This is a genomic window from Actinosynnema sp. NPDC004786, from assembly GCF_053601135.1.
On record NZ_JBSGBG010000017.1, the window covers coordinates 1 to 20,617 of the forward strand.

Consider the following 20,617-nt stretch of genomic DNA (forward strand, 5'->3'; position numbering starts at 1 on the left):
ATCCCGCCGACCTGGCGCAGCCCTACCGCGCGTGTCAAGGGGGCACTCCCGGCCCTACCGCACCTTTGCGCTGGAACCGCCCCCTTGACGCGCGCGGTAGCCCTCGTGGAGGTCGGCGGGATGACACGAAACCCGACCCCGCTGGTACAGGGGGCTTAACCACCGAACCCCGTCATCCTGCTGATCTGCCCGTCCGGCGAGGACTCTTTTGCTCTTTTGATTCTTTGACTCAAGCCGCCGGTGCCGTCACCCCGGCCGGCAGGCACTCCACGTTGCGCTTCCCGTTGGGCTGCACCACGAACCACGTGCCCCCAACCCCCTGCCCCTTCCACTGGCCGGGCGCTTCGTCCTTCGCGTACGTGTACAGGGGCCACCCGGCCAACGTCACCTGCTCCGAACCGTCGGCCCTCTTCACCGTCGACACGAGCGCCGGGTCCACACCCTCCAACCGGGGCGTGCCGTTGGACAGCAACGGGGGCCACGTCACCGCGCACTGACCCTCGCAGTTGGACTTCGCCGGATCCGCCGTGTCCTTGTCGAACCGGTACAACGTCCGCCCGTCCCCGTCCTGCACCACATCGCCCATCTTGGGCACGCTCTTCCCCACGAGCGTGACCTGCGGCCCTTCCTGCGCTCCTGCCGCAGGCTCCACCGCCTCCTCCGGCTCGACCGCCTCTCCACTGGTCGGAGGCACCAACGACTGAACACCGCCGTAGTCACCGCCGTCGTAGTCCTGCGCCGCCGCCCCGACCTGCTCGGGCTCCGCGACCGTCTGCGCGACCGTCCGGCCCTGCAAGCCGGTGGCGTTGGACGTCCACATGACCAGCGCGAGCACGGCCACCATGCCGCCCGCGACGGCGATGGCGATGCGATTCCGTCGGATCACTTCGTTCCTCCTCGGTCCGTCATGCGCTCCACCGACGACTACGGCCCCCCGACGAACCCGGTTCAGCCGCACCCGAAGACGTGAACCAAGACAGGGGGTGCCCGTAGGGTGTCCGGGTGGGCAACGAGATCTCCTTCCCGCGCCAGCACGCGCGCACCCAGCGGTTCACCCTCGGCGCACCCCGGACGTTCACCGCGGCCCCGGACGGCGCCAAGGTGTACTTCCTCCGCACCGCCACGGCCACGAGCCGGGCGAACGGCCTCTGGGCGTTCGACACCGCCACCGGCGCGGAGGTGCTGCTGGCCGACCCCGGCACCCTGCTGACCGACCCCGAGGACCTGTCGCCGCAGGAGCGGGCGCGCCGCGAGCGCACCCGCGAGCAGGCCGCGGGCATCGTGGGCTACGCCACCGACAGCGACGTCCGGCAGGCCGTGTTCGCGTTGTCCGGCAGGCTGTTCGTGCTCGAACTGGCCACCGCCGCCGTCCGCGAGCTGCCCGTGCGCGGCGCGGCGATCGACCCGCGCCTGGACCCGACCGGCCGCCGGGTCGGCTACGTGGTGGACGGCGCGCTGCACGTGGTGGACCTGGAGACCGGCGCGGACCGCGTGGTCGCCGCCCCGGACGGCCCGGACGTCACGTGGGGCCTCGCGGAGTTCATCGCCGCCGAGGAGATGGGTCGCCACCGCGGCTACTGGTTCTCCCCGGACGGCGAGCACGTGCTGGCGGCCCGCGTGGACAACGGGCCCGTGCCGCGCTGGCACATCGCCGACCCCGCCAACCCCGGCACGCCCGCCGCCGAGATCGCCTACCCGGCCGCCGGCGAGGCCAACGCCGTGGTGGAGCTGGCGATCTTCAACACCGGCCGGGTCGACGTGACGTGGGACCGCGAGGCGTTCCCCTACCTCACCACGGTCTCCTGGTCCACGCACGGCAAGCCGCTGCTCCAGGTCCAGTCACGCGACCAGCGCCGGGTCCGGGTGCTCGCGGTCGACGTCGTGACCGGTCGCACCGAGGTCGTCGCCGACGACCGGGACCCGCACTGGTTGGAGATCGTGCCCGGCGCGCCGCGCTGGACGCCGAACGGCGAACTGCTGCGCGTGCTGCCGCTCGGCGACGCGAACCGGCTCGTCGTGGGCGACCGACCGTGGACCCCGGACGGCTTCCAGGTCCGGTCCGTCCTCGACGTCGCCGAGGACGGCGTGCTCGTCACCGCGTCCACCGACGACCCGACGCAGACGCACGTGTTCCTGGTCGGCCCGGACCAGGTGACCCGGCTGTCCACTGAGGACGGCGTGCACGGCGCGACCCGCGCCGGCGGCGTCCTGGTCCTGTCCCGCTCCTCCCTGGACCACTTCGGCGCTCGAACGACCGTCACCGCGAACGGGACGACCCGCACGATCGGCTCGTTCGCCGAGACCCCCGTCCTCACCCCGGAGGTCCGGCTCCTGACCGTCGGCGAACGCGACCTGCGCGCCGCGCTCCTCTTCCCGCGCGACCACGTGCCCGGCACCAGGCTGCCCGTCCTGCTCGACCCCTACGGCGGCCCGCACGCGCAGCGCGTCGTGTCCGCCCGCAACGCCTACCTGGCCTCGCAGTGGCTGGCCGACCAGGGCTTCGCCGTCCTGGTCGTGGACGGCCGCGGCACGCCCGGTCGCGGCCCGGCCTGGGAGCGGGAGATCGCGTTCGACTTCGCCGGCGCCACCCTGGAGGACCAGGTGGACGCGCTGCACGCGGTCGCGGCCCGCGAACCCGACCTGGACCTGACCCGGGTGGGCATCCGCGGCTGGTCCTACGGCGGCTACCTGGCCGCGCTCGCCGTCCTGCGCCGCCCGGACGTCTTCCACGCGGGCATCGCCGGCGCGCCGGTGACCGACTGGCGGCTCTACGACACCCACTACACCGAGCGCTACCTCGGCCACCCGGCCGAGAAGCCGGAGGTGTACGACGCCAACTCCCTCATCGCCGACGCCCCGAAGCTGGAGCGCCCGCTGATGATCGTGCACGGCCTGGCGGACGACAACGTGGTGGCGGCGCACACCCTGCGCCTGTCGTCGGCGCTGCTGGCCGCCGGCCGCCCGCACACCGTGCTGCCGCTGTCCGGCGTGACCCACATGACCCCGCAGGAGCAGGTCGCCGAGAACCTGCTGCTCCTCCAGGTCGACTTCCTGCGCCGCTCCCTCGCCTGAGGAACGCCGGAGCGGGGCCGCCCCATCGGGACGGCCCCGCTCCACCACGCATCAGGCCAACGAGTGCCGAACCCGGTACGGCGGGATCGAGTTGCCCACCAACGCCAGGTCGTCGATCGTCTCCGGCCGGTAACCGCACGCGGGCAGCCGCTCGACCATCAACGCCGTCGGGTCGGCCACCTCGTCCGCGCGCCCGAACAGGTACGCCCACTCGTGCTCGTCCGAGCCGTAGTACGCGACCGTGTCGAACACGTCGTTGAACCGCTGCCACATGCGGGTCAACGTGGTGTTGCGCCACATCGTCTGGCAACCGGCCTGCGACACCACCACGCCGCCCGGCGTGAGCAGCGCCTTGCACAGGCCGAGGAACTCCGCGCCGTAGAGGCGGTTGTGCTGCGCCTCCTCCTCGCGCTCGTCCGGCAGGTCCACCAGGACGATGTCGTAACGCTCCGACGTCGTCCGGATGTACTCGTACCCGTCGATGTACCGCACGCGGATCGGGCCCTCGCCCTTCTCCGCCAGCGCCAGCTCGTCGGGCGTGTACCCGTAGGGCAGGTGCTCGGCGCACAGCCGCACGGCCTGCTCGTCGATGTCGATGTGGTCGACCACCGACGCGCCCGCCGCCACGGCCATCTGGCACACGACGCCCTCCGACGACCCGATGACCAGCACCCGGTCGACGCGGTCGGCCAGCAGCAGCGCCGGGACCATCAGCGCCTCGTGGTAGGTGAGCTGGCTGAACTCGGTGCTCTGCCGGTCGTCGTCGCAGAACAGCGACAGGCCCTGGGCGGTGCGGGCGATCACCAGGTGCTGGAACTCCGTCCTGGTGTCGACCACGACCTCCGACACGTCCCAGTGCCTGGTCATCCCCGCCGCGAGTGGTTCGCGGATCACGCTTTCTCCTCACCGACGAGCGCGGGGACGCGGTGGCCCCGGCTGATCATGTCCGTCCGTGCCGACACGGCGCCCAGGGCCTCGGCCAGCAACTGCACCGCCAGCGCGGGCTTGGCCCGCGTGCCGCACGTGAACACGTCCACGAACACGGCACCGACCTCCGGGTACGTGTGGATGGACGCGTGCGACTCCGACAACAGGGCCAGCACGGTGACCCCTTGCGGCTCGAACTGCTTGGAGACCACCTCCAACACCGTGGCATCAGCCTGGGTGAGCGCCTCGCCGAGCGCGTGTCGCAGGAACTGCTCGTCGTCGAGCAGCTCCGGGCTCACGCCTTCCAGCTCGGCGAGCACGTGCTGTCCTGCGAACAAGCCAACCGGCTCGGATTCGCACGGGAGTTCGGACATCAATCACTCCAAACATCTTCAGGAGGGGCACTGCAGCGGACAGTCGGGAGCGCGCTCATCGCACGCAGTGGGTGGCCAGCGGCGGGAAGCCGTTGAACGCCACCGACGAGTAGCTGGCCGTGTACGCGCCCGCGCCGATCAGGTCGACGTGGTCGCCCGCGCGCAGGTCCAGCGGCAGCTCGTAGCACGTGTTCTGGTACAGGACGTCGTCCGCGTCGCACGTCGGACCGGCCAGGACGACGGGGCCGACCGGCTCGCCGGACGTGGGCGCGCCGTCCCGGAAGGTCTCCAGCGGGTACGCGATCGCCTCGCCCTCGGTCTCCGCGAGGCCGCCGTAGCGGCCGATGTCGAGGAAGACCCAGCGGCGCTCGTCCGAATAGGACTTCCGCGCCACCAGCACGACCTCGGAGCGGATGAGGCCCGACTCGGCCACGACGGCGCGTCCCGGCTCGATCATCACCTCGGGCTCGAAGTCGCCGAAGTGCCGCGCGATCGACGCGGTGATGGCCGCGCCGTACTCGGCCAGCGGCGGCGGCTGCTCCAGGTAGCCCGCGGGCAGGCCGCCGCCCAGGTTGACCGTGGTCGGCGCGAGCCCTTCGGCGCGCAGCTTCCCGATGATCTCGGCGGCGTCGGCGATGGCCCCGTCCCAGCCGCTCGGGTCCAGCTGCTGCGACCCGGCGTGGAACGCCACGCCCAGCGGAACGAGCCCGAGTTCGGCGGCCAACCGCAGGAGATCCGTCGCCATCTCGGGCGAGCAGCCGAACTTCTTGCCGAACGGGTAGGTGGAACCCTTGCTGTTGACCAGGATCCGCAGCATCACCGACGCGCCGGGCGCGTGCTCGGCCAACGCGCGCACGTCCTGTTCGCTGTCGGACACGAACAGTCGCACACCGCGGTCGTGGGCGTAGGCGATGTCCCGCGCCTTCTTGATCGGGTTGCTGTAGGAGATCGCGCCCGGCGCCGCGCCGCGGGCCAGGCACAGGTCGATCTCGGCGGGGCTGGCGACGTCGAAGCTCGACCCCTCGGCGGCGAGCAGCTCGACCACCTCGGGCGTCGGGTTCGCCTTGACCGCGTAGAAGATCCCCACCCGCGGCAGCGCCGCGCGGATCGCCGCGAACCGGTCCCGCACCGTCGGCAGGTCGATGACCAGGCAGGGTGTCGGGGGTTGGTCGCGGTCCAGGAAACGACGAATACGAGCCATTGCCTCGTTGAGCCGGTGATCGGCAAAGCTCGTCGTCATCTCGCTAGGGGTCCCCCTCCGCAACCGTGATCAGGCACGGTCTGACCGTGTTCGGGCACGGCCGTCCACTCTAGGTGGTGCAGGCGAAAAATGCGCTATCAGCCGGCGAACTTGTGATGCAACTCCACGACGCTGATGTCCGGCGGCGCGCCGACGCGCACCGGCGGACCCCAGAACCCGGCCCCGTTGCTGGTGTAGACCTGGGTGCCGTCGACCGTCTCCAGACCGCTGCGCACCGGCTGCTGCAGGCCCACCGCGAGGTGGAACGGGTACATCTGCCCGCCGTGCGTGTGGCCGGACAACTGCAGGTCGACGCCGTGCTTGGCGGCCTCGCGGACCTGCACCGGCTGGTGCGCCAGCAGGACCACCGGCGTGGCCGGGTCGCGGCCCGCCAGCGCCCGGTCGAAGTCCGGGCCGTCGCCGAACGCCTCGCCGTTGACGTCGTTGACGCCCGCGAGGTCGAACGACGCGCCGGCCCGCTCGATCGCCAGCCGCTCGTTGCGCAGCGGGTTGACGCCGAGCCGCTCCAGCTCCGCCAGCCACGGCTCCGCGCCCGAGTAGTACTCGTGGTTGCCGGTGACGAAGAAGCTGCCGTGCGTGCTCACGAGGTCGCGCAGCGGAGCCGCCGCCTCGCCCAGCTCGGCCACCGTGCCGTCGACCAGGTCGCCGACGACGGCCACCAGGTCCACCTGCTGCTCGTTGATCATCCGCACGATGCGCTCGGTGTGCGCGCGGCCGAGGAGCGGTCCGAGGTGGATGTCGCTCACCACCGCGATGCGGTAGCCGGACAGGCGGCGGTCGAGCTTGGCGAGGGTGACCGGGATCCGCTTCACCACCGGGTCGCCCAACGCCTGCGTGGTGCCGTAGCTCACCACGCCCGCCGTCGCCACGCCGCCGGCGATGGCCAACGACCGCGCGATGAACAGGCGCCGACCCAGGTCCTCCGGCCTGCCGAGCGTGCCGTCCGGCGTCTCCACGACCGCGTCCGGCACGTCGACCGGCTCGGCCGCGCCCACCGGCTCGGCCACGCCGACCGGGGCCGGGACCTCACGCCGGCGCGCCGCCCGCACCAGCAGGACCCGCGGGATCTCCAGCACGCCCAGGATCAGCGCGAAGTAGAACGCCCCCGCCAGCCACACGAACCCCGGCCAGGCCACGACCACGCCGAACCCCGACCCGAGCCGGCTCACCGCGAGGGCCGCCATCACCAGCAGGTACAGCGCGACCACGACCGCGGTGCCCACCCGGCGACCGCGGCCCTGCCGCGTGGTGGCCCGCACGGCCCGCTTCCAGATGTAGTAGTGCGCCGCGCCCATCACGACGGCGAACAGCACGAAGAACAACAAGCACGGCCTCCCCAGTGGTGGTATGTCCAGTTTCCACGAATCCCGGAGCCGGCATGCAACCCCCCGACCGCCCGCGGGCGTGATTACCGCGTACCGCAGCAGGGGAGGACGGATGAGTGATCGGGACGCCGCGTTCGCCGAGTACTTCGCGGCGCGGTCCGAGGCCATGCGGCACGGCGTACCTGCTGTGCGGCGACTGGCACCGGGCCGAGGACCTGGTTCAGGCCACTTTCGCGAAGCTCTACGTGGCGTGGCGGCGGATCGACCGCCCCGAGGCACTCGACGCCTACACCCGCCGGACGCTCGTCCGGACGTTCGTGTCCGACCTGCGACGCGGCTGGTTCCGCAGGGAACGGGTGAGCGACACCACCGTCGAGGTGGCGGACGTCGGGCGTGGCTCGGCGGAGGACCGGCTGGTGCTGCTGGCGGCGCTGGCCAAGGTGCCGCCGCGGCAACGCGCCGTGCTCGTGCTGCGGTACTGGGAGGACCTGTCGGTGGAGGACACCGCCAGGGCGTTGCGCTGTTCCGAAGGAACCGTGAAGAGCCAGGCCGCGCGGGGGCTGCAGACGCTGCGCGGCCTGCTCATCCCTCAGCAGGGAGAAAAGGTGCGATGAACGAGCACGAGCTGAAGAGCGCGTTGCGCGAGGTGATGGTGGCGAGCAGCCCGCCGCCACCGATGAGCCCGGAGGCCGCGCTGGACCGCGGTCGCCGGGCGCAGCGCCGCAGGCAGGCCACGTGGGGAGGTGCGGTCGCCGGTCTCGCGGTGGTGGCCATCGCGGTCGGCGCGGTGCTGCTGCCGCAGCTGACCGGTGGCGGCGGCTCCGGCGTCGGGGTGGCGGGAGGGCAGCCGTCGGATCCCCGGCCGTCGGCAGGGGCGGCGCCGCTGTCGGGCGCGCCGCCGGTCGACACCAGGACGCCGTGGCCCGACGGCCAGGGCGACCGGACCGCCACCGGCGGACCGAGGGCGGACAAGGGGGTCGCGTTGCTCAACGACCTGGCCTCGTCGTTGCCGCCCGGCGTGAAGGCCGAGGACCGGACCCGGATCGGCTTCGCCGACCACGGGCCCATGACGTGGCGCCAGGCGCAGTTCGCGGAGTACGTCGGCGACCTCCAGGTCTGGGAGTACGAAGCGCGCACGCCGGTCGTGTTCCCCGGCGAGCCGGGGGTCGGCGAGCTGACGATCAAGGTCGAGACCCGGGGCAACACCCGCCTCGGCGACCTGGTCGGGTGCGCGGCGGCGACGCGGTACCCATACCCGGTGTCCGGTGGCACGTGCCAGGTGGTCGACGTCGAGGGCAAGCAGGTCGCCGTGGTCACCGGGGCGACCCGGGACGGGGACGCCAACACGCTCGACGCGGCGGCGTTCCACCGGCACCCGGACGGGACGCTGGTGACCGTCGCGTACGCGGACGAGTTCCTGCAGTCCGGCCACCCGCCGCTGTCGCGGCCCGCGCTGACCCCGGCGCAGCTCGCGGCGCTCGCGGCGGACCCGAAGTTCCACCTGGACTGAGCCGGCACGGGGATCCGGGAGGCCGGGCGGCGTGGCGCCGCCCGGCCTTTTCGGTCACCGACTGCGTCTCCCATCGCCCGTCCAGGGGTACTCCATCGGTGTGTTCGTGCAGGTACCGTGCTGTTCGCCATGCGGACCCTGCTCATCGACAACCACGACTCGTTCACCTTCAACCTCTTCCAGCACCTGGCCGAGGTGAACGGGCGCGAGCCGGTCGTCATCACCAACGACGACCCGCGGTTCCGGCTGTCCGACCTGCGGCGCTACGACAACGTGGTGATCTCGCCGGGACCGGGCCGGCCGCAGCGCGACGCCGACTTCGGCCTGTGCCGGGCGGTGGTCGAGCACGCCGACCTGCCGCTGCTCGGCGTGTGCCTGGGCCACCAGGGGCTGTGCCTCGCGCACGGCGCGTCCGTGGGCTTGGTCACGCCCCGGCACGGCGTGGTGGACCGGGTGCGGCACACCGGGGCGGACCTGTTCGCCGGCCTGCCGTCGCCGCTGCCCGTCGTGCGGTACCACTCGCTGGCCGTGTCGGACCTGCCGCCGTCGCTGGAGCCGGTCGCCTGGGCCGAGTCGGACGGCGTGCTGATGGGCGTGCGGCACCGGTCGCGGCCGGCGTGGGGCGTGCAGTTCCACCCCGAGTCGGTGTGCACCTCGCACGGCCGCGAGCTGCTGGCGAACTTCCGCGACCTGACCGCCGCCCTCGCCCCGCCCGCGTCCGCCCCTCCGGTCCCTCCCACCTCGCCTGCCACTGCCACCGCACCTACACCGCTTGCACCGCCTGCCACAGCAGCGCCTCCTCCCACCCTCGCACCGTCCCGTGGGCCCGCCCGTGAGGTGCTCGTGCGGCGCGTGGACGTCCACCCCCCGCCGGAGGACGTGTACGCCGCCCTCTACGGCGCGTCCGGCGACGCGTTCTGGCTCGACAGCAGCCTGGTGGGGGAGCGGGGCCGGTTCTCCGTGATGGGTGACGCCGGCGGGCCGCTGGCGCGGGTGGCCACGTACGACGTGGGGACGGGTCGGGTGACCGTGGACGGGGTGACCCACCCCGGGCCGTTCTTCGACTGGCTGGAGGCCGACCTGGCCGCGTGGCGGGTCGAGCAGCCGGACGTGCCGTTCGACTTCGCGCTCGGCTGGGTGGGCTACCTCGGGTACGAGCTGAAGGCCGAATGCGGAGCGGTGGCCGCGCACCGTTCGGAGCAACCGGACGCGGCATTCGTGTTCGCCGACCGCGCCCTCGTTTTCGACCATGATTCCCATTGCGTGTACCTGTTGGCGTTGTCCGACGAAGACGACTGGTTGCGCCGAACGGAGGAATTCCTCCGCCGTGTCCCGCCCGCCCCGGCGGTCCCGCCGCGCCCCGTCCGGGCCGCCGCCGTGCAGGCCCGGCACAGCCGTGCGCAGTACTTGAAGCTGGTCGCGGCCTGCCAGGAGGCCATCACGGCGGGCGAGAGCTACGAGGTGTGCCTGACGAACACCGTGACGTGGCGCGGGCCGCTGGACCCGTGGGACGCCTACCGGTTCCTGCGGGCGGAAAGCCCCGCTCCGTTCGGCGCGTTGCTCCGTTTCGGTGCGCTCTCCGTGCTCAGCACTTCACCCGAGCGGTTCATCCGGGTGGACCGACGGGGTGTCGTCGAATCCGAGCCAATCAAGGGGACCCGCCCCCGCGGGGCGACCGCCGCCGAGGACCGGGGTTTGCGCAAGACCTTGGCTACCAGCGCGAAGGACCGCGCCGAGAACCTCATGATCGTGGACCTGGTCCGCAATGATCTGGGCCATTGCGCGGAAGTCGGCAGCGTGGAGGTGCCCAGGATCTTCGAGGTGGAGAGCTACGCGACAGTGCACCAGCTCGTGAGCACCGTTCGGGCTCGACTGCGTTCCGGTAGTTCCGCCGTCCGGGCGGTTAGGGCGGCGTTCCCCGGCGGGTCGATGACAGGAGCGCCCAAGATCCGGACAATGCAGATCATCGACGGGCTGGAAGCCGGGCCCCGGGGTGTCTACTCCGGTGCGCTCGGTTACTTCTCACTCTCCGGAACGGCCGACTTCAGCATCGTCATCAGGACGCTGGTCGTGGACGGCGACAAGGTGAGTTTCGGGGTCGGGGGCGCGGTCATCGCGCTGTCCGACCCCGCGGAGGAATTCGAGGAGACCACGGTCAAGGCAGCTGCCCTGCTCAGCCTGGCCGGCGTCGCGTTCCCGGGGCGTGACGACCTGCCCTGACCTGCTGTTCTCCCCTGCGACGGAGGTGGCCCGCCGCAGGGGAGAACAGAGCGTGGCTCAGGAAGCGTGGGCTTCCTGGAACTGCACGACCAGGCCCTGGGGAATGCGGCCCCGGTCGGAGATCTGGTGCCCCTGCGCGCGAGCCCAGTCCCGAATGGCCTGGGCCTGGGCCTTGTCACCAGCCTTTACCGTGCTCTTGCCGGTGCCCTTGCGCTGCTTGCGGCCACCGGCGCGGCGCGCCTTGGCGACGAAGTCGGCCAGGGACTCGCGGAGCTTGTCCGCATTGTCCTTGGAGAGGTCGATGGAGTACTCCACACCGTCCAGCGCGAAGGTCACGGTCTCGGCGGCTTCGCTGCCGTCGAGGTCGTCGATGAGTTGGACGACGGTCTGCTGTGCCACTGTTCCTCCGTGTGTGCTCGCATAGCGCGTGCTGCCCTCGACTTGTTCTGCGCCACACGCTTAGCTCGACACCATAGTGCACGAGAGGAATATCGCCTAACCTTTCGTGGAGAAAATGTGACTGATGCCCCCGGACGGGTCATTTCGCGACACAAACCGCACCGAGCCGAAATGAACCCCCCGCACGCCGTCACCCCGTGGTGCCGGTCACACCCGGTCGAGTGGCCTATCCTGGGGTCGGATACCCGCCCAGGGTAGGGAAGGTCGGGAGCGATGCTCGGTTACACGGCGGACAAGGACGCGTACCTCAAGCGATTGCGCCGCATCGAGGGCCAGGTCCGCGGCCTCCAGCGGATGGTCGAGAACGACGAGTACTGCATCGACGTGCTGACCCAGATCTCCGCCGCCACGAAGGCGTTGCAGGCGGTCTCCTTGGGTCTGCTCGACGAGCACCTGAAGCACTGCGTGGCCCAGGCGGTGGCCGAGGGCGGCGAGGTGGCGGACGAGAAGATCGCCGAAGCCTCCGCCGCGATCGGCCGCCTCGTCCGGTCCTGACGACCGCGCCCCCGGCCGCCACCCCGCGGGGCGGCCGGGCGGCCTGATCCAGTACAGTGCTCCGCGCCGGCCCCCGTAGCCCAATCGGCAGAGGCAGCGGACTCAAAATCCGTCCAGTGTGCGTTCGAGTCGCACCGGGGGCACTGCGCCTGACACAGGCATCGCAGTCGGGAAATGATCAACAGTGCGGCCCTGGGTGCGACTCGCCGGGGGCTTTGCGTGCCGGACGCGTCACCGGCAGCGGCTCGGGGTTGGGCGGGGCTCGCGAGCCTTGAGGCGCGGGTGGGTCCACTGTGGCTGGTCGGGGTCGCGGGAATGTGGTGCCGGTAGCCGTGTGGGTCGGTGCTTTTCTCCCGCTTTGCGTTGCGCCACGGCGATCGGCAGCATGGCAGGACCCGCGTTTCCCGGACGGTCGGTGGGCTGGGTCACTTTGACGGTGATGATGGTCCGGCAGACTTCCCCGGCAAGGGGGGAGTACCCACCGAGTTCGTGATCGTCACTTCGGTCGCTCCGCGGCGGCCCGGTCACGACGCCACCGCCTTCGGTGGTCGGGGAGACCCCGGTTCGCAGTCGGAACCGGAGGACCCGCCGTGCTCCTTCCCACTTCCTTCGTAGCGCCGGCCGGCGTCTGCCCGCCCGCGGCTGCCCACTCCCCGGCCGGCGTCACGTCGGCCTGATCTCCCCGTACGGCTTCCCCGGTCCGCAGGGCCGGGAGCCGGTTCGGCGCCGTCCGAAGCGCTCGGACCGAATCCAACCGGCTCGCCGACGGGGCGATCTGCGGCTGCCCGTGCGATCCGGCGAGCCCTTCACCAAGGGGGACTTGTGAAACCCGTCAACCGTGCCCGCCTGTTAGGCATGCTGCTGTGCGTCCTCATGGCGGCGGGGTGCGCCTCGCTCGCCGAGTTGTCCAACCTCGGCTCACGCATCCAGGACAAGGGCTACACCGGCATTTCCGTCAGGCACAACACTTCCAACGGCTTCGACACGCTCGCCGTCGCGGCCTACAACATCGAGCGGCGGGACGACGACGGGGAGGCGATCTTCCGCCTGGTGTGGGACACCTACCCCGGGGAAGTCGACCGGGTCGTCGTCACGGTGAACGACAAGACCAGGTCCGCCACGGCGGAGGAGTTGCACGAGGCGTACGGCCCTCACGAGGTCCAACCCGCGGGCGGGTCGGGTTCGGGGACCGTCGTCGCGTGGCTCGTCCTCGTCGGGTTCCTGCTCGTCGGCGGTCTGGTCGTCGTGGTGGTCGTCCGGCGTCGTCGGCTTCGCCGTGAGCCGCCCATGCCGCCCTACCCGCCGGGTCCCCACCAGCCGTGACGCCGGTCGGGGCGGCGCCACCGCGGTGGGGCCGCCCCTCGGCGCCGCCCGGACGAACGCGCGGACCTACGGGGTCTCGTCGGCGGTCCGCCAGGCGAAAGCCCAGTGGACCGGTGGGGCGTCGCGGACCGGCAGGTAGACCAGGTGGGGCCAGGGGGAGAAGCGGGCCGCTTCGGCCGGGACCGCGAGCACGGCCCGGCCGGACGCGACGGCCTTGACCTGGTCGTCCCGGCTGGAGACCGACGGCCCGCGCGGGATCGGGTGGCCGGCGGGGGTGCGGAAGGGCTGGAACGCCTCCTCCATCGACGTCGGGACCGGCGCGGTGGGGTTGACGGAGGTGAGGTCGCCGTAGTCCTCCAGGCACACCGAGCCGCGGTCGGCGCAGGGGTGCGAGTCGGCGAGCATCAGCAGGACCGGTGACGTGTGCGTGACGGGTCCGGTGGTGAGGTCCGGTTCGTGGACGGGCAGCCACACGTGCGCCACGTCGACCTCACCGGAACGCAGTTGCGCCATCTCGATGTCCCGCAGCTCCACGCGCCCTCCAGACCCTTGACCCGGACCTCGACAGTGCGGCTCCGGAACCGTCCTTTTTCGACGGCGTCACGACGACCAGGCTGGTGGCGGCACCACGGCGCAGCCCGCGCACGGCGTGGAAACCCACGTCCGCCGCCGCGCCGACACAACGCTCGTGAAGGGACCTCCCATGACCGCGTACCACATCGTCGCCGTCCTCACCGCGGTCTGGATCGGCTTCTCCGGGTACTCGCTGTTCTCCCGCCGGCCGTTCGTCGTGGAACCGCTCCAGCAGTACGGGGTGCCGCGGTCGTGGTGGAACCGGCTCGCGCCGGCCAAGTCGGCCGGAGCCGTGGGGCTGGTCGTGGGCCTGGCCGTCCCGGCGGCGGTGGGGCTGATCCTCTACTTCCTCGGCGCGGCGGCCACGACGATCCGGGCGCGCTCCTACAAGACCACCGTGTTCCCGCTGCTGTACCTCGCCCCCGCCGTCGCGACGCCGGTCCTGCAGTGGGCCGGGTGACCGGGGGCGCGGCACCTCAAGGGTGGCGGGCGTCGTAGTCGGCGCGGGCGGTGTCGATGGCGGCCAGGTGGGCGACGCTCCACTCCAGCAGGGGCGCGGCGGCCTCGCGGAGGGTCCTGCCCATCGGGGTCAGCGCGTAGCTCACGTGCGGTGGCATGACGTTGTGGACGGTCCGGGTGAGGATCCCGTCCCGCTCCAGGCTCCGCAGCGTCACGGTGAGCATGCGTTGGCTGATGCCGTCGACGTCCCGCTTCAGCTCGGTGAAGCGGCGGGGGCCGTGCCGGAGTTGGCGCACGACCAGCAGCGACCACTTGTCGCCGACGATGTCGAGCACCACGCGGGTCCGGCACGCGTCCTCCCGGCGCGGTCCGCCGTCCTGGGTCGTCATGGTTACCTCCGGGGAACCGGGGCACGGGAATGTGCCTTATTGCCCGACACCGGCCGGACGATCACGATGGTGGCAGTTCTCGAACAGTACCGGGTTACGAATGGTGACCGCGGTTGTCCACCCCACCTCGCGCGAACGGGAGTCACTGCCACATGCCCACATTCCTGCTGGTGCACGGCGCCTGGCACAGCGGCCGCTGCTGGGAGCGCGTCACGCCGCTGCTGGAGTCGGCCGGGCACCGGGTGCTCGCGCCGTCGCTCACCGGCTTCGGCGACCGGGCGCACCTGCTCGACCCCGAGGTGGGGCTCGACACGCACGTCGAGGACGTCGTCTCGCTGATCACCCACCACGACCTCACCGGGGTGGTGCTGGTCGGGCACAGCTACGCGGGCCTGGTGGTCTCCGCCGCGGCCGACCGGGTGCCGGACCGCGTCGCGCACCTCGTCTACCTCGACGCGATGGTCCCGGAGGACGGCGAGAGCGCGATGGACGTCCAGCCCGTGACCCGGGACCTCGTCGACCTCGCCGCGCGGTCCGGCGACGGCTGGCGGGTGCCGCCGCTGCCCGAGCTGCCGCCGCCGCACGGCCTGTTCGGCGTCACCGATCCGGCGGACGTCGCCTGGCTGCGGGGGATGCTGTCCGACCAGCCGGTGCGCTCCCTGCGGCAGCCGGTCCGGCTGGGCAACCCGGCGGCGGACGCCATCCCGCGGACGCACGTCCACTGCGTCGGGGCGATGCCGGCGGGCATCACCCGACGGCCCGTCCCGCCGGTGCAGCCCAACGGTTCCCCGGCCCGGGTGCGGGAGCTGCGGACCGGCCACGACTGCATGGTCACCGCACCGCGGGAGCTGGCCGAACTCCTGCTCGACGCGGCCCGCGCCACGGCGGTCGGGGCCGCGTCCTGAGCCTCGACGCCCGAAGGGACCACGTGCGCCGCCGTCGCCACCGGTCCGGCGGCGGGAGCGGCGCACGTGGCGACCGCGTCACCGGCGGCGGGCGATGATGCTGTAGGCGGAGATCTCGTTCTTCAGCACGGCGATGGACAGGTTCACGGCCATGACGCGCAGTTCCTCCAGGGCGCCCGTCACGCCCTCGGGGAAGTGGGTCTCCAGGTTGCTCCGGGTCTCCAGCAGCGAGCGGGCCACGTCGGTGTTAGACGGCAGCACCCTGATGTCCTCGACGGCGAAGCCGCCGGCTTCCAGCGCCCCGGTGACGTCGGCCGGTGTCTTGCGGTGCCGGCACGCCAGGCGGTCCACCCGATCGGGGATCGCCGAGGTGTACGTGTCGAGGTCCACGTTGTAGAGGTTGTCGGAGATGACCAGCAGCCCGCCGCCGCGGACGCGTGCCGACAGCCCCGCGATCGCCTCGCGCAGCACGTCCATCGGGAAGTGCGTGATCGCGCCGCGGACGACGGTCAGGTCGTACGGGTCGCCGGGGTCCGGCAGGAGCGCGACGTCGCGGGCGTTCGCCTGGTAGAGGTGGACGCGGCGGTCGTCGGCCAGGGCGCGGGCGCAGTGCTCCAGCTGTCGGCGGCTGATGTTGACGCCGTCCAGCCGCCGGGCGTCGGGGAACCGACGGGCCAGCGCGCGCAGGTCCGCGCCCCAGCCGCAGCCGAGGTCCAGGACCCGGCGCGGCGTGGGCGTCCGCCCGGTGAAACCGGCCAGTTCGAGTTGCCGGTCGAGGTGACGTCGTCCCGCCTCGTCGAGCGAGACCGGGCGCGGGGAGTCCGGGTGGTTGTAGACGCCCCACTGGAAGTGCAACTCGTCACCGATGACCTTGCGCCACTCTTCGGGGTCATCGGCGTAGACGGCGGCCACCTTGTCCTCATAGGGGTCGGTGCGCGGCCCGCGGACGACCTCGATGGGAAGGGACTGCAAGTCGGTCAGGGTCAAGGCCCGTCAATCCTTTCGCGATGCGGAGCCGGTGGTTGGGCGGATTGGGCTCCGCAGGGGATTGACAAGGTACTCAGGCACGGGGTAGCGCGCTCGGGCGTGACCGATCCCACCAACCGATCCGGTCGGCTTACCGACCGGATCGGTTGGTTCATGCGTACCATGGAAGCCATGGCACGAGCGTTGCGCCGGCAGACCGACGACCGGTTGCTCGACCGCGTGGCGGGGGTGTTCGCCCTCCACGGGTTCGACCACACGTCCCTGAAGGACCTGGCCGACGCGGTCGGCCTGTCGAAGGCCGGCCTGCTGCACCACTACCCGAGCAAGCAGGCCCTCTTCGACGCGGTCCGGGACGTGGGGCGCACGCACAGCAGGGAACTGCTGGAGCAGGCGGCCCGCACGCCCGCGGGCCCGACCCGCGACCGGCGGGCCGTGGAGCTGCTGGTCGACTTCGCGCTGGACCGCCCCGGCCTGATCGCGCTGGAATCGCGGGCGATCGGGGTGCTGGGCGCCGACGACGGCGACCGCACCCGCCTGGACGCCCTCTCCCAGCACGTGCTGGCGGTGTTCGGCGTGACGCAGGACGACGACGACACCGAACGGCTCGTCCGGGTCGTCGGGATGCTCAGCGCGCTCGCCGTGCTGAGCCTGGCGGCCAACCACACGGGCGAGAAGACCGCGTGGCGGCCGCACATCATCGCCACCTGCCTCGACGCGCTCGGCCACCGCGCCCTCTCCCACCCCACCCACCCGGAGCCCTGATCCCCATGGCACGTCTGCTCTACCGACTCGGCTTCGGCGCGCACCGGCGCCGCCTGGTCGTCGTCCTGCTGTGGCTGCTGGTCCTCGGCGGCACGGCGCTCGGCGCGGTCACCCTGGCCGGGACGACGTCGAGTTCCTTCTCCATCCCCGGCCAGGAGTCCACCACCGCCCTGGACAAGATCGACCAGGAGTTCGGCGGCGGCGGGGGCGCGACCGCGCGGGTGGTCGTGCAGGCCCCGGAGGGCCGGAAGCTGACCTCCCCCGAACTCGCGCCGAAGCTCGCCGGGCTGGTCGACGAGCTGTCGAAGCTGCCCGGCGTCACGTCGGCCAGCAACCCGCTCGACCCGCAGGCGCCCACCGTGAACGCCGACCAGGACGTGGCCTACAGCACGGTCACCTACGAGGCCCCCGTGGGCGAGGTCACCGAGGAGCAGCGCACCGCGCTCTTCGACGCCGCCCGCGACGCCGGGCTGCCCGCCGAGGTGACCGGTGAGGCCACGCAGGCCCCGCCGCACGTCGGCGGACCCGCCGAGGTCATCGGTGTCGTCGTCGCCCTGCTGGTCCTCGCCATCACCTACGGCTCGCTCGTCCTGGCCGGCATGAACCTGCTGACCGCCGCCGTCGGCGTGGGCATCGGCGCGTTGGGCGTCACGATCGCCACCGGCTTCATGGACCTGCAGTCCACCACCCCGATCCTGGCCGCGATGCTGGGCCTGGCGGTCGGCATCGACTACGCCCTGTTCATCATCAACCGCTACCGGCACGAGCTGCGGCGCGGCCGGGACGTGGGCGACGCCATCGGCACCGCCGTGGGCACCGCGGGCTCCGCCGTGGTCACGGCCGGCCTGACCGTGGTCATCGCGCTGGCGGGCCTGGCCGTCGTCGGCATCCCGTTCCTGACCCAGATGGGTGTCGCCGCCGCGGTGACGATCGTGGTCGCCGTCCTCGTCGCGGTCACGCTGGTGCCCGCCGTGCTCGGCTACCTCGGCCGCCGGGTGCTGCCGCGCAAGGAGCGCACGGCCCCCGCGGGCGACGGGCCGGCGAACGCCGACACCGAGGCGGACGGGCGCGGCTTCTTCCGCGGCTGGATCGGCGCGGTCACCCGCAACCGGGTCGCGGCGCTGCTGCTCGCCGTCGTCGGCCTCGGCGTGATCGCCGTCCCGGTGACGGCGATGGAGACCACGCTGGTCCCGGCCCCGGCCGCCGACTCCACCCAGGCCCGCGCGGAGCGGGTGCTCGCCGAGGGCTTCGGCGAGGGGTTCAACGGCCCGCTGGTGGTGCTGTTCGAGGGTGACGGCGCCGCGGCCACCGCCGCCTCGACCGCCCCGACCATCCAGGGCCTCGACGACGTCGCGCTCGTCACGCCGCCCCGGCCCAACGCCGACGGCACGGCCGCCATGCTCACCGTGATCCCCGAGTCGGGCCCGGCCACGCAGGCGACCGAGCAGCTGGTCACCGACCTGCGGGACCGGCTGGCCGACGTGGAGGGCGCGACCACCTACGTCACCGGCGCGACCGCGGTCAGCGTGGACGTGGCGGTGGCGCTGGACGACGCCATGCCGGTCTACCTGGCGCTGGTCGTGGGCCTCGCCCTGGTGCTGCTGGTGCTCGTGTTCCGGTCGCTGCTGGTCCCGCTGGTCGGCGTGCTCGGCTTCCTGCTCACCATCGGGGCCTCGCTCGGCGCGACGGTGGCGGTGTTCCAGTGGGGCTGGCTGGCCGACGCGGTCAACCTCGACACGACCGGCCCGCTGCTCAGCCTGACCCCGATCCTGATGGTGGGCATCCTGTTCGGCCTGGCCATGGACTACCAGATCTTCCTGGTGTCCCGGATGCACGAGGCGCACCACCACGGCAAGGCCCCGGTCGACGCGATCGGCACCGGGTTCCGCCAGGCCGCGCCCGTGGTCGTGGCCGCCGCGCTGATCATGTTCTCGGTGTTCGCGGGCTTCGTGCCCGCGGGCGAGGGCCCGATGAAGTCCATCGCGTTCGCCCTGGCGATCGGCATCCTGTTCGACGCGTTCGTGGTCCGCATGGTCCTGGTACCCGCGGCGCTGGCCCTGCTCGGCGAGAAGGCGTGGTGGCTGCCGAAGTGGCTGCGCCGGCTGCCGACCCTCGACGTGGAGGGCGCCGGGCTGGAGCAGGACCGCGAGGAGCGCAAGCACCTGGTCGACGCGACCGCGTGACCGCTCCCGCGTGACCGTCACCGGTCCGGCGTCGAACCCCCGGCGCCGGACCGGTCCGCGTCACGCGGACTTCGCGAGCCACTCCTCGAACGTGGTGGGCGCGATGCGCGCGCCCTCGCCGGGTAGCAGCACGTTCCCGGCCATCTCCGGGCCGAACACCCCCGACCACGTCGGCACGAGCCGCACGTCCCGGCCACGCGCCCGGTGCGTGCGCCGCGCCATGTCGACCAGGTCCTGCGTCTCCGGGCCGGCGAGGTCGGCGTGGCGGCCGAGCGGCTCGCCGACCGCGACCTCGGCCAGCACGTCCGCCACGTCGGCCGGCGCGATCGGCTGCACGAGCAGCGGCGCGATCGTCGCGACGCCGTCCCGCTCGGTCCAGCCCGCGACCATCTCGGCGAAGTCGTGGAACTGGGTGGCCGGGACGATCGTCCACGGCACGGGACCCTCCTCGACCAGCCGTTCCTGCTCGCGCTTGCCCGCGTAGTGCACGTTGCCCTCGACGCGGTGGATGCCGACGATCGAGAGCAGCACGTGGTGCCGCACGCCCGCGCGCTCCTCGGCCGCCAGCAGGTTCCGGGTCGCCTCGGAGAACAGCGCCACGGTCTCCTCGCGCCGCGCCGTGGGCACGTTGACCGCGTCCACCACCGCGTCGACCCCCGCCAGGGCCTCGTCCAGCCCTGCGCCGGTGGACAGGTCCACGCCCAGCGAGCGGCTGATGCGCACGACCTCGTGCCCGTCGCGCTCCAGGGCGGCGACGGTGAGGGAGCCGATGTTGCCGGTGGCGCCGGCGACTGCGATGCGCATGACGTTCCTTTCCCTTGCCTCGGTACGCCGCCAACCTATCTCGGACAAAACTGATCCGCAATATCGCCGTTAGACTGGCCGGTGTGAAGCTGCCTGTGAGCACGGAGTGGGTACTGCACTGCGCGACGACCCTGGCGCAGCTCGAGCCGGGGTCCACCGCGTCGGCTGCCCAGCTCGCGGCGTACTACGACCTGCCCGCGCCCTACCTGGCCAAGCAGTTGCAGGCGCTCGTCCGGGCCGGCGTGCTGGCCGCGACCACCGGTCCGCGCGGCGGTTTCCGGCTCGCCCGGCCGGCGTCGGAGATCACGTTGTTGCAGGTGGTCGAAGCGGTGGACGGCGCGTCCTCGCCCTACGAGTGCCGCGAGATCCGGCAGCGGGGGCGCGGCGCGCTGCCGCCGCAGGACTGCCGGGACACGTGCCTGCTCGCCGCGAAGATGGCCGACGCGCACGACGCCTGGCGGCGCGCCCTCGCCGCCGACTCCCTCGCCGACGTCGTCGCCGCGCTGCCGCCGACCGCGCCGGCCCGCACCCGGTCGCTGCTCGCGTCGGCCGCGACCACGCCGCGCCGGCCGTCCTGACCGTTCACCGC

General features: G+C 72.4%; 21 protein-coding genes and 1 tRNA gene. 12 read left to right on the top strand and 10 right to left on the bottom strand.

Translation table 11 applies throughout. The annotated features are described in order from the left end of the window. Positions 1–229: 229 nt before the first annotated feature. Positions 230–886 (bottom strand): COG4315 family predicted lipoprotein, encoded by a 657-nt coding sequence (locus ACWEFJ_RS17205; protein WP_449714317.1) that lies wholly within the window; start codon positions 884–886, stop codon positions 230–232. A gap of 116 nt (positions 887–1,002) precedes the next feature. On the opposite strand from ACWEFJ_RS17205, the gene ACWEFJ_RS17210 reads away from it, so the two are divergent. Beyond that, positions 1,003–3,072: a S9 family peptidase gene (locus ACWEFJ_RS17210; protein ID WP_378084753.1), complete on the top strand. Its 2,070-nt coding sequence runs from the start codon at positions 1,003–1,005 to the stop codon at positions 3,070–3,072. Between the two features lie 51 nt (positions 3,073–3,123). On the opposite strand, the gene ACWEFJ_RS17215 is transcribed toward ACWEFJ_RS17210, so the two are convergent. The 4 genes from ACWEFJ_RS17215 to ACWEFJ_RS17230 form a co-directional block, all read right to left on the bottom strand. Next, positions 3,124–3,966 (bottom strand): spermidine synthase, encoded by an 843-nt coding sequence (locus ACWEFJ_RS17215; protein WP_449714318.1) that lies wholly within the window; start codon positions 3,964–3,966, stop codon positions 3,124–3,126. Beyond that, complete coding sequence (gene speD, locus ACWEFJ_RS17220; RefSeq protein WP_367136999.1) at positions 3,963–4,373, bottom strand: adenosylmethionine decarboxylase; 411 nt, start codon at positions 4,371–4,373, stop codon at positions 3,963–3,965. The genes ACWEFJ_RS17215 and speD overlap by 4 nt, the downstream gene beginning before the upstream one ends. Positions 4,374–4,428: 55 nt before the next feature. Next, the gene (locus ACWEFJ_RS17225; protein ID WP_449714319.1) at positions 4,429–5,613 is read right to left on the bottom strand and encodes a type III PLP-dependent enzyme; all 1,185 of its coding nucleotides are present in this window, start codon (positions 5,611–5,613) and stop codon (positions 4,429–4,431) included. A 98-nt stretch (positions 5,614–5,711) separates the two neighbouring features. Next, complete coding sequence (locus tag ACWEFJ_RS17230) at positions 5,712–6,959, bottom strand: metallophosphoesterase (protein ID WP_449714320.1); 1,248 nt, start codon at positions 6,957–6,959, stop codon at positions 5,712–5,714. A 116-nt stretch (positions 6,960–7,075) separates the two neighbouring features. Between ACWEFJ_RS17230 and ACWEFJ_RS17235 the strand changes: the two genes are divergently transcribed. The 3 genes from ACWEFJ_RS17235 (at position 7,076) to pabB (ending at position 10,689) form a co-directional block, all read left to right on the top strand. After that, positions 7,076–7,573 (top strand): SigE family RNA polymerase sigma factor, encoded by a 498-nt coding sequence (locus ACWEFJ_RS17235; RefSeq protein ID WP_449714321.1) that lies wholly within the window; start codon positions 7,076–7,078, stop codon positions 7,571–7,573. Then, the gene (locus ACWEFJ_RS17240) at positions 7,570–8,469 is read left to right on the top strand and encodes a hypothetical protein (protein WP_449714322.1); all 900 of its coding nucleotides are present in this window, start codon (positions 7,570–7,572) and stop codon (positions 8,467–8,469) included. The genes ACWEFJ_RS17235 and ACWEFJ_RS17240 overlap by 4 nt, the downstream gene beginning before the upstream one ends. A 129-nt stretch (positions 8,470–8,598) precedes the next feature. Continuing rightward, positions 8,599–10,689, top strand: a complete 2,091-nt coding sequence (gene pabB / locus ACWEFJ_RS17245; RefSeq protein WP_449714323.1) for an aminodeoxychorismate synthase component I — start codon at positions 8,599–8,601, stop codon at positions 10,687–10,689. 57 nt (positions 10,690–10,746) lie between these two features. Here pabB and ACWEFJ_RS17250 read toward each other — a convergent pair whose 3' ends face one another. Further along, positions 10,747–11,088: a histone-like nucleoid-structuring protein Lsr2 gene (locus ACWEFJ_RS17250; protein WP_015104119.1), complete on the bottom strand. Its 342-nt coding sequence runs from the start codon at positions 11,086–11,088 to the stop codon at positions 10,747–10,749. A 273-nt stretch (positions 11,089–11,361) separates the two neighbouring features. Between ACWEFJ_RS17250 and ACWEFJ_RS17255 the strand changes: the two genes are divergently transcribed. From ACWEFJ_RS17255 to ACWEFJ_RS17265, 3 genes are all read left to right on the top strand, one after another. Continuing rightward, positions 11,362–11,643, top strand: a complete 282-nt coding sequence (locus tag ACWEFJ_RS17255; protein ID WP_360793234.1) for a metal-sensitive transcriptional regulator — start codon at positions 11,362–11,364, stop codon at positions 11,641–11,643. A 69-nt stretch (positions 11,644–11,712) separates the two neighbouring features. Continuing rightward, a tRNA-Leu gene (locus ACWEFJ_RS17260) sits at positions 11,713–11,786 on the top strand. A gap of 679 nt (positions 11,787–12,465) precedes the next feature. After that, on the top strand, positions 12,466–12,966 hold the full coding sequence (locus tag ACWEFJ_RS17265; RefSeq protein ID WP_449714324.1) for a hypothetical protein: 501 nt from the start codon (positions 12,466–12,468) through the stop codon (positions 12,964–12,966). A 66-nt stretch (positions 12,967–13,032) separates the two neighbouring features. Here ACWEFJ_RS17265 and ACWEFJ_RS17270 read toward each other — a convergent pair whose 3' ends face one another. Beyond that, the gene (locus tag ACWEFJ_RS17270) at positions 13,033–13,500 is read right to left on the bottom strand and encodes a LysR substrate-binding domain-containing protein (RefSeq protein ID WP_449714325.1); all 468 of its coding nucleotides are present in this window, start codon (positions 13,498–13,500) and stop codon (positions 13,033–13,035) included. Between the two features lie 169 nt (positions 13,501–13,669). Between ACWEFJ_RS17270 and ACWEFJ_RS17275 the strand changes: the two genes are divergently transcribed. Next, positions 13,670–13,999 carry a DoxX family protein gene (locus ACWEFJ_RS17275; RefSeq protein WP_449714326.1) on the top strand — a complete coding sequence of 110 codons (330 nt, stop codon included), beginning with the start codon at positions 13,670–13,672 and terminating at the stop codon, positions 13,997–13,999. A gap of 16 nt (positions 14,000–14,015) precedes the next feature. Here the strand turns inward: ACWEFJ_RS17275 and ACWEFJ_RS17280 are convergent, their stop codons facing one another. Continuing rightward, positions 14,016–14,387: a winged helix-turn-helix transcriptional regulator gene (locus ACWEFJ_RS17280; RefSeq protein WP_449714327.1), complete on the bottom strand. Its 372-nt coding sequence runs from the start codon at positions 14,385–14,387 to the stop codon at positions 14,016–14,018. Between the two features lie 152 nt (positions 14,388–14,539). Between ACWEFJ_RS17280 and ACWEFJ_RS17285 the strand changes: the two genes are divergently transcribed. Beyond that, positions 14,540–15,292: an alpha/beta fold hydrolase gene (locus ACWEFJ_RS17285; protein WP_449714328.1), complete on the top strand. Its 753-nt coding sequence runs from the start codon at positions 14,540–14,542 to the stop codon at positions 15,290–15,292. 78 nt (positions 15,293–15,370) lie between these two features. Here ACWEFJ_RS17285 and ACWEFJ_RS17290 read toward each other — a convergent pair whose 3' ends face one another. Continuing rightward, entirely contained in the window at positions 15,371–16,279 is a 909-nt protein-coding gene (locus ACWEFJ_RS17290; RefSeq protein WP_449714329.1) for an SAM-dependent methyltransferase, read from the bottom strand. A gap of 171 nt (positions 16,280–16,450) precedes the next feature. Here ACWEFJ_RS17290 and ACWEFJ_RS17295 point away from each other — a divergent pair, with 171 nt between their 5' ends. Next, entirely contained in the window at positions 16,451–17,041 is a 591-nt protein-coding gene (locus ACWEFJ_RS17295; protein ID WP_449714330.1) for a TetR/AcrR family transcriptional regulator, read from the top strand. A 5-nt stretch (positions 17,042–17,046) separates the two neighbouring features. Continuing rightward, on the top strand, positions 17,047–19,224 hold the full coding sequence (locus ACWEFJ_RS17300; RefSeq protein ID WP_378084697.1) for an MMPL family transporter: 2,178 nt from the start codon (positions 17,047–17,049) through the stop codon (positions 19,222–19,224). A gap of 60 nt (positions 19,225–19,284) precedes the next feature. Here the strand turns inward: ACWEFJ_RS17300 and ACWEFJ_RS17305 are convergent, their stop codons facing one another. Then, positions 19,285–20,028 carry an SDR family oxidoreductase gene (locus tag ACWEFJ_RS17305; protein ID WP_378084696.1) on the bottom strand — a complete coding sequence of 248 codons (744 nt, stop codon included), beginning with the start codon at positions 20,026–20,028 and terminating at the stop codon, positions 19,285–19,287. An 83-nt stretch (positions 20,029–20,111) separates the two neighbouring features. On the opposite strand from ACWEFJ_RS17305, the gene ACWEFJ_RS17310 reads away from it, so the two are divergent. Further along, the gene (locus tag ACWEFJ_RS17310; protein WP_449714331.1) at positions 20,112–20,606 is read left to right on the top strand and encodes an RrF2 family transcriptional regulator; all 495 of its coding nucleotides are present in this window, start codon (positions 20,112–20,114) and stop codon (positions 20,604–20,606) included. Positions 20,607–20,617: the final 11 nt, after the last annotated feature.

What these genes read in the sequence shown, in the direction of transcription:
- ACWEFJ_RS17240 (WP_449714322.1), top strand. Translation starts at nt 7,570, where the DNA reads ATGAACGAGCACGAGCTGAAGAGCGCGTTGCGCGAGGTGATGGTGGCG.
- pabB (WP_449714323.1), top strand. Translation starts at nt 8,599, where the DNA reads ATGCGGACCCTGCTCATCGACAACCACGACTCGTTCACCTTCAACCTC.
- ACWEFJ_RS17255 (WP_360793234.1), top strand. Translation starts at nt 11,362, where the DNA reads ATGCTCGGTTACACGGCGGACAAGGACGCGTACCTCAAGCGATTGCGC.
- ACWEFJ_RS17295 (WP_449714330.1), top strand. Translation starts at nt 16,451, where the DNA reads ATGGCACGAGCGTTGCGCCGGCAGACCGACGACCGGTTGCTCGACCGC.
- ACWEFJ_RS17305 (WP_378084696.1), bottom strand. Translation starts at nt 20,028, where the DNA reads ATGCGCATCGCAGTCGCCGGCGCCACCGGCAACATCGGCTCCCTCACC.
- ACWEFJ_RS17280 (WP_449714327.1), bottom strand. Translation starts at nt 14,387, where the DNA reads ATGACGACCCAGGACGGCGGACCGCGCCGGGAGGACGCGTGCCGGACC.
- ACWEFJ_RS17275 (WP_449714326.1), top strand. Translation starts at nt 13,670, where the DNA reads ATGACCGCGTACCACATCGTCGCCGTCCTCACCGCGGTCTGGATCGGC.
- ACWEFJ_RS17285 (WP_449714328.1), top strand. Translation starts at nt 14,540, where the DNA reads ATGCCCACATTCCTGCTGGTGCACGGCGCCTGGCACAGCGGCCGCTGC.
- ACWEFJ_RS17225 (WP_449714319.1), bottom strand. Translation starts at nt 5,613, where the DNA reads ATGACGACGAGCTTTGCCGATCACCGGCTCAACGAGGCAATGGCTCGT.
- ACWEFJ_RS17300 (WP_378084697.1), top strand. Translation starts at nt 17,047, where the DNA reads ATGGCACGTCTGCTCTACCGACTCGGCTTCGGCGCGCACCGGCGCCGC.
- speD (WP_367136999.1), bottom strand. Translation starts at nt 4,373, where the DNA reads ATGTCCGAACTCCCGTGCGAATCCGAGCCGGTTGGCTTGTTCGCAGGA.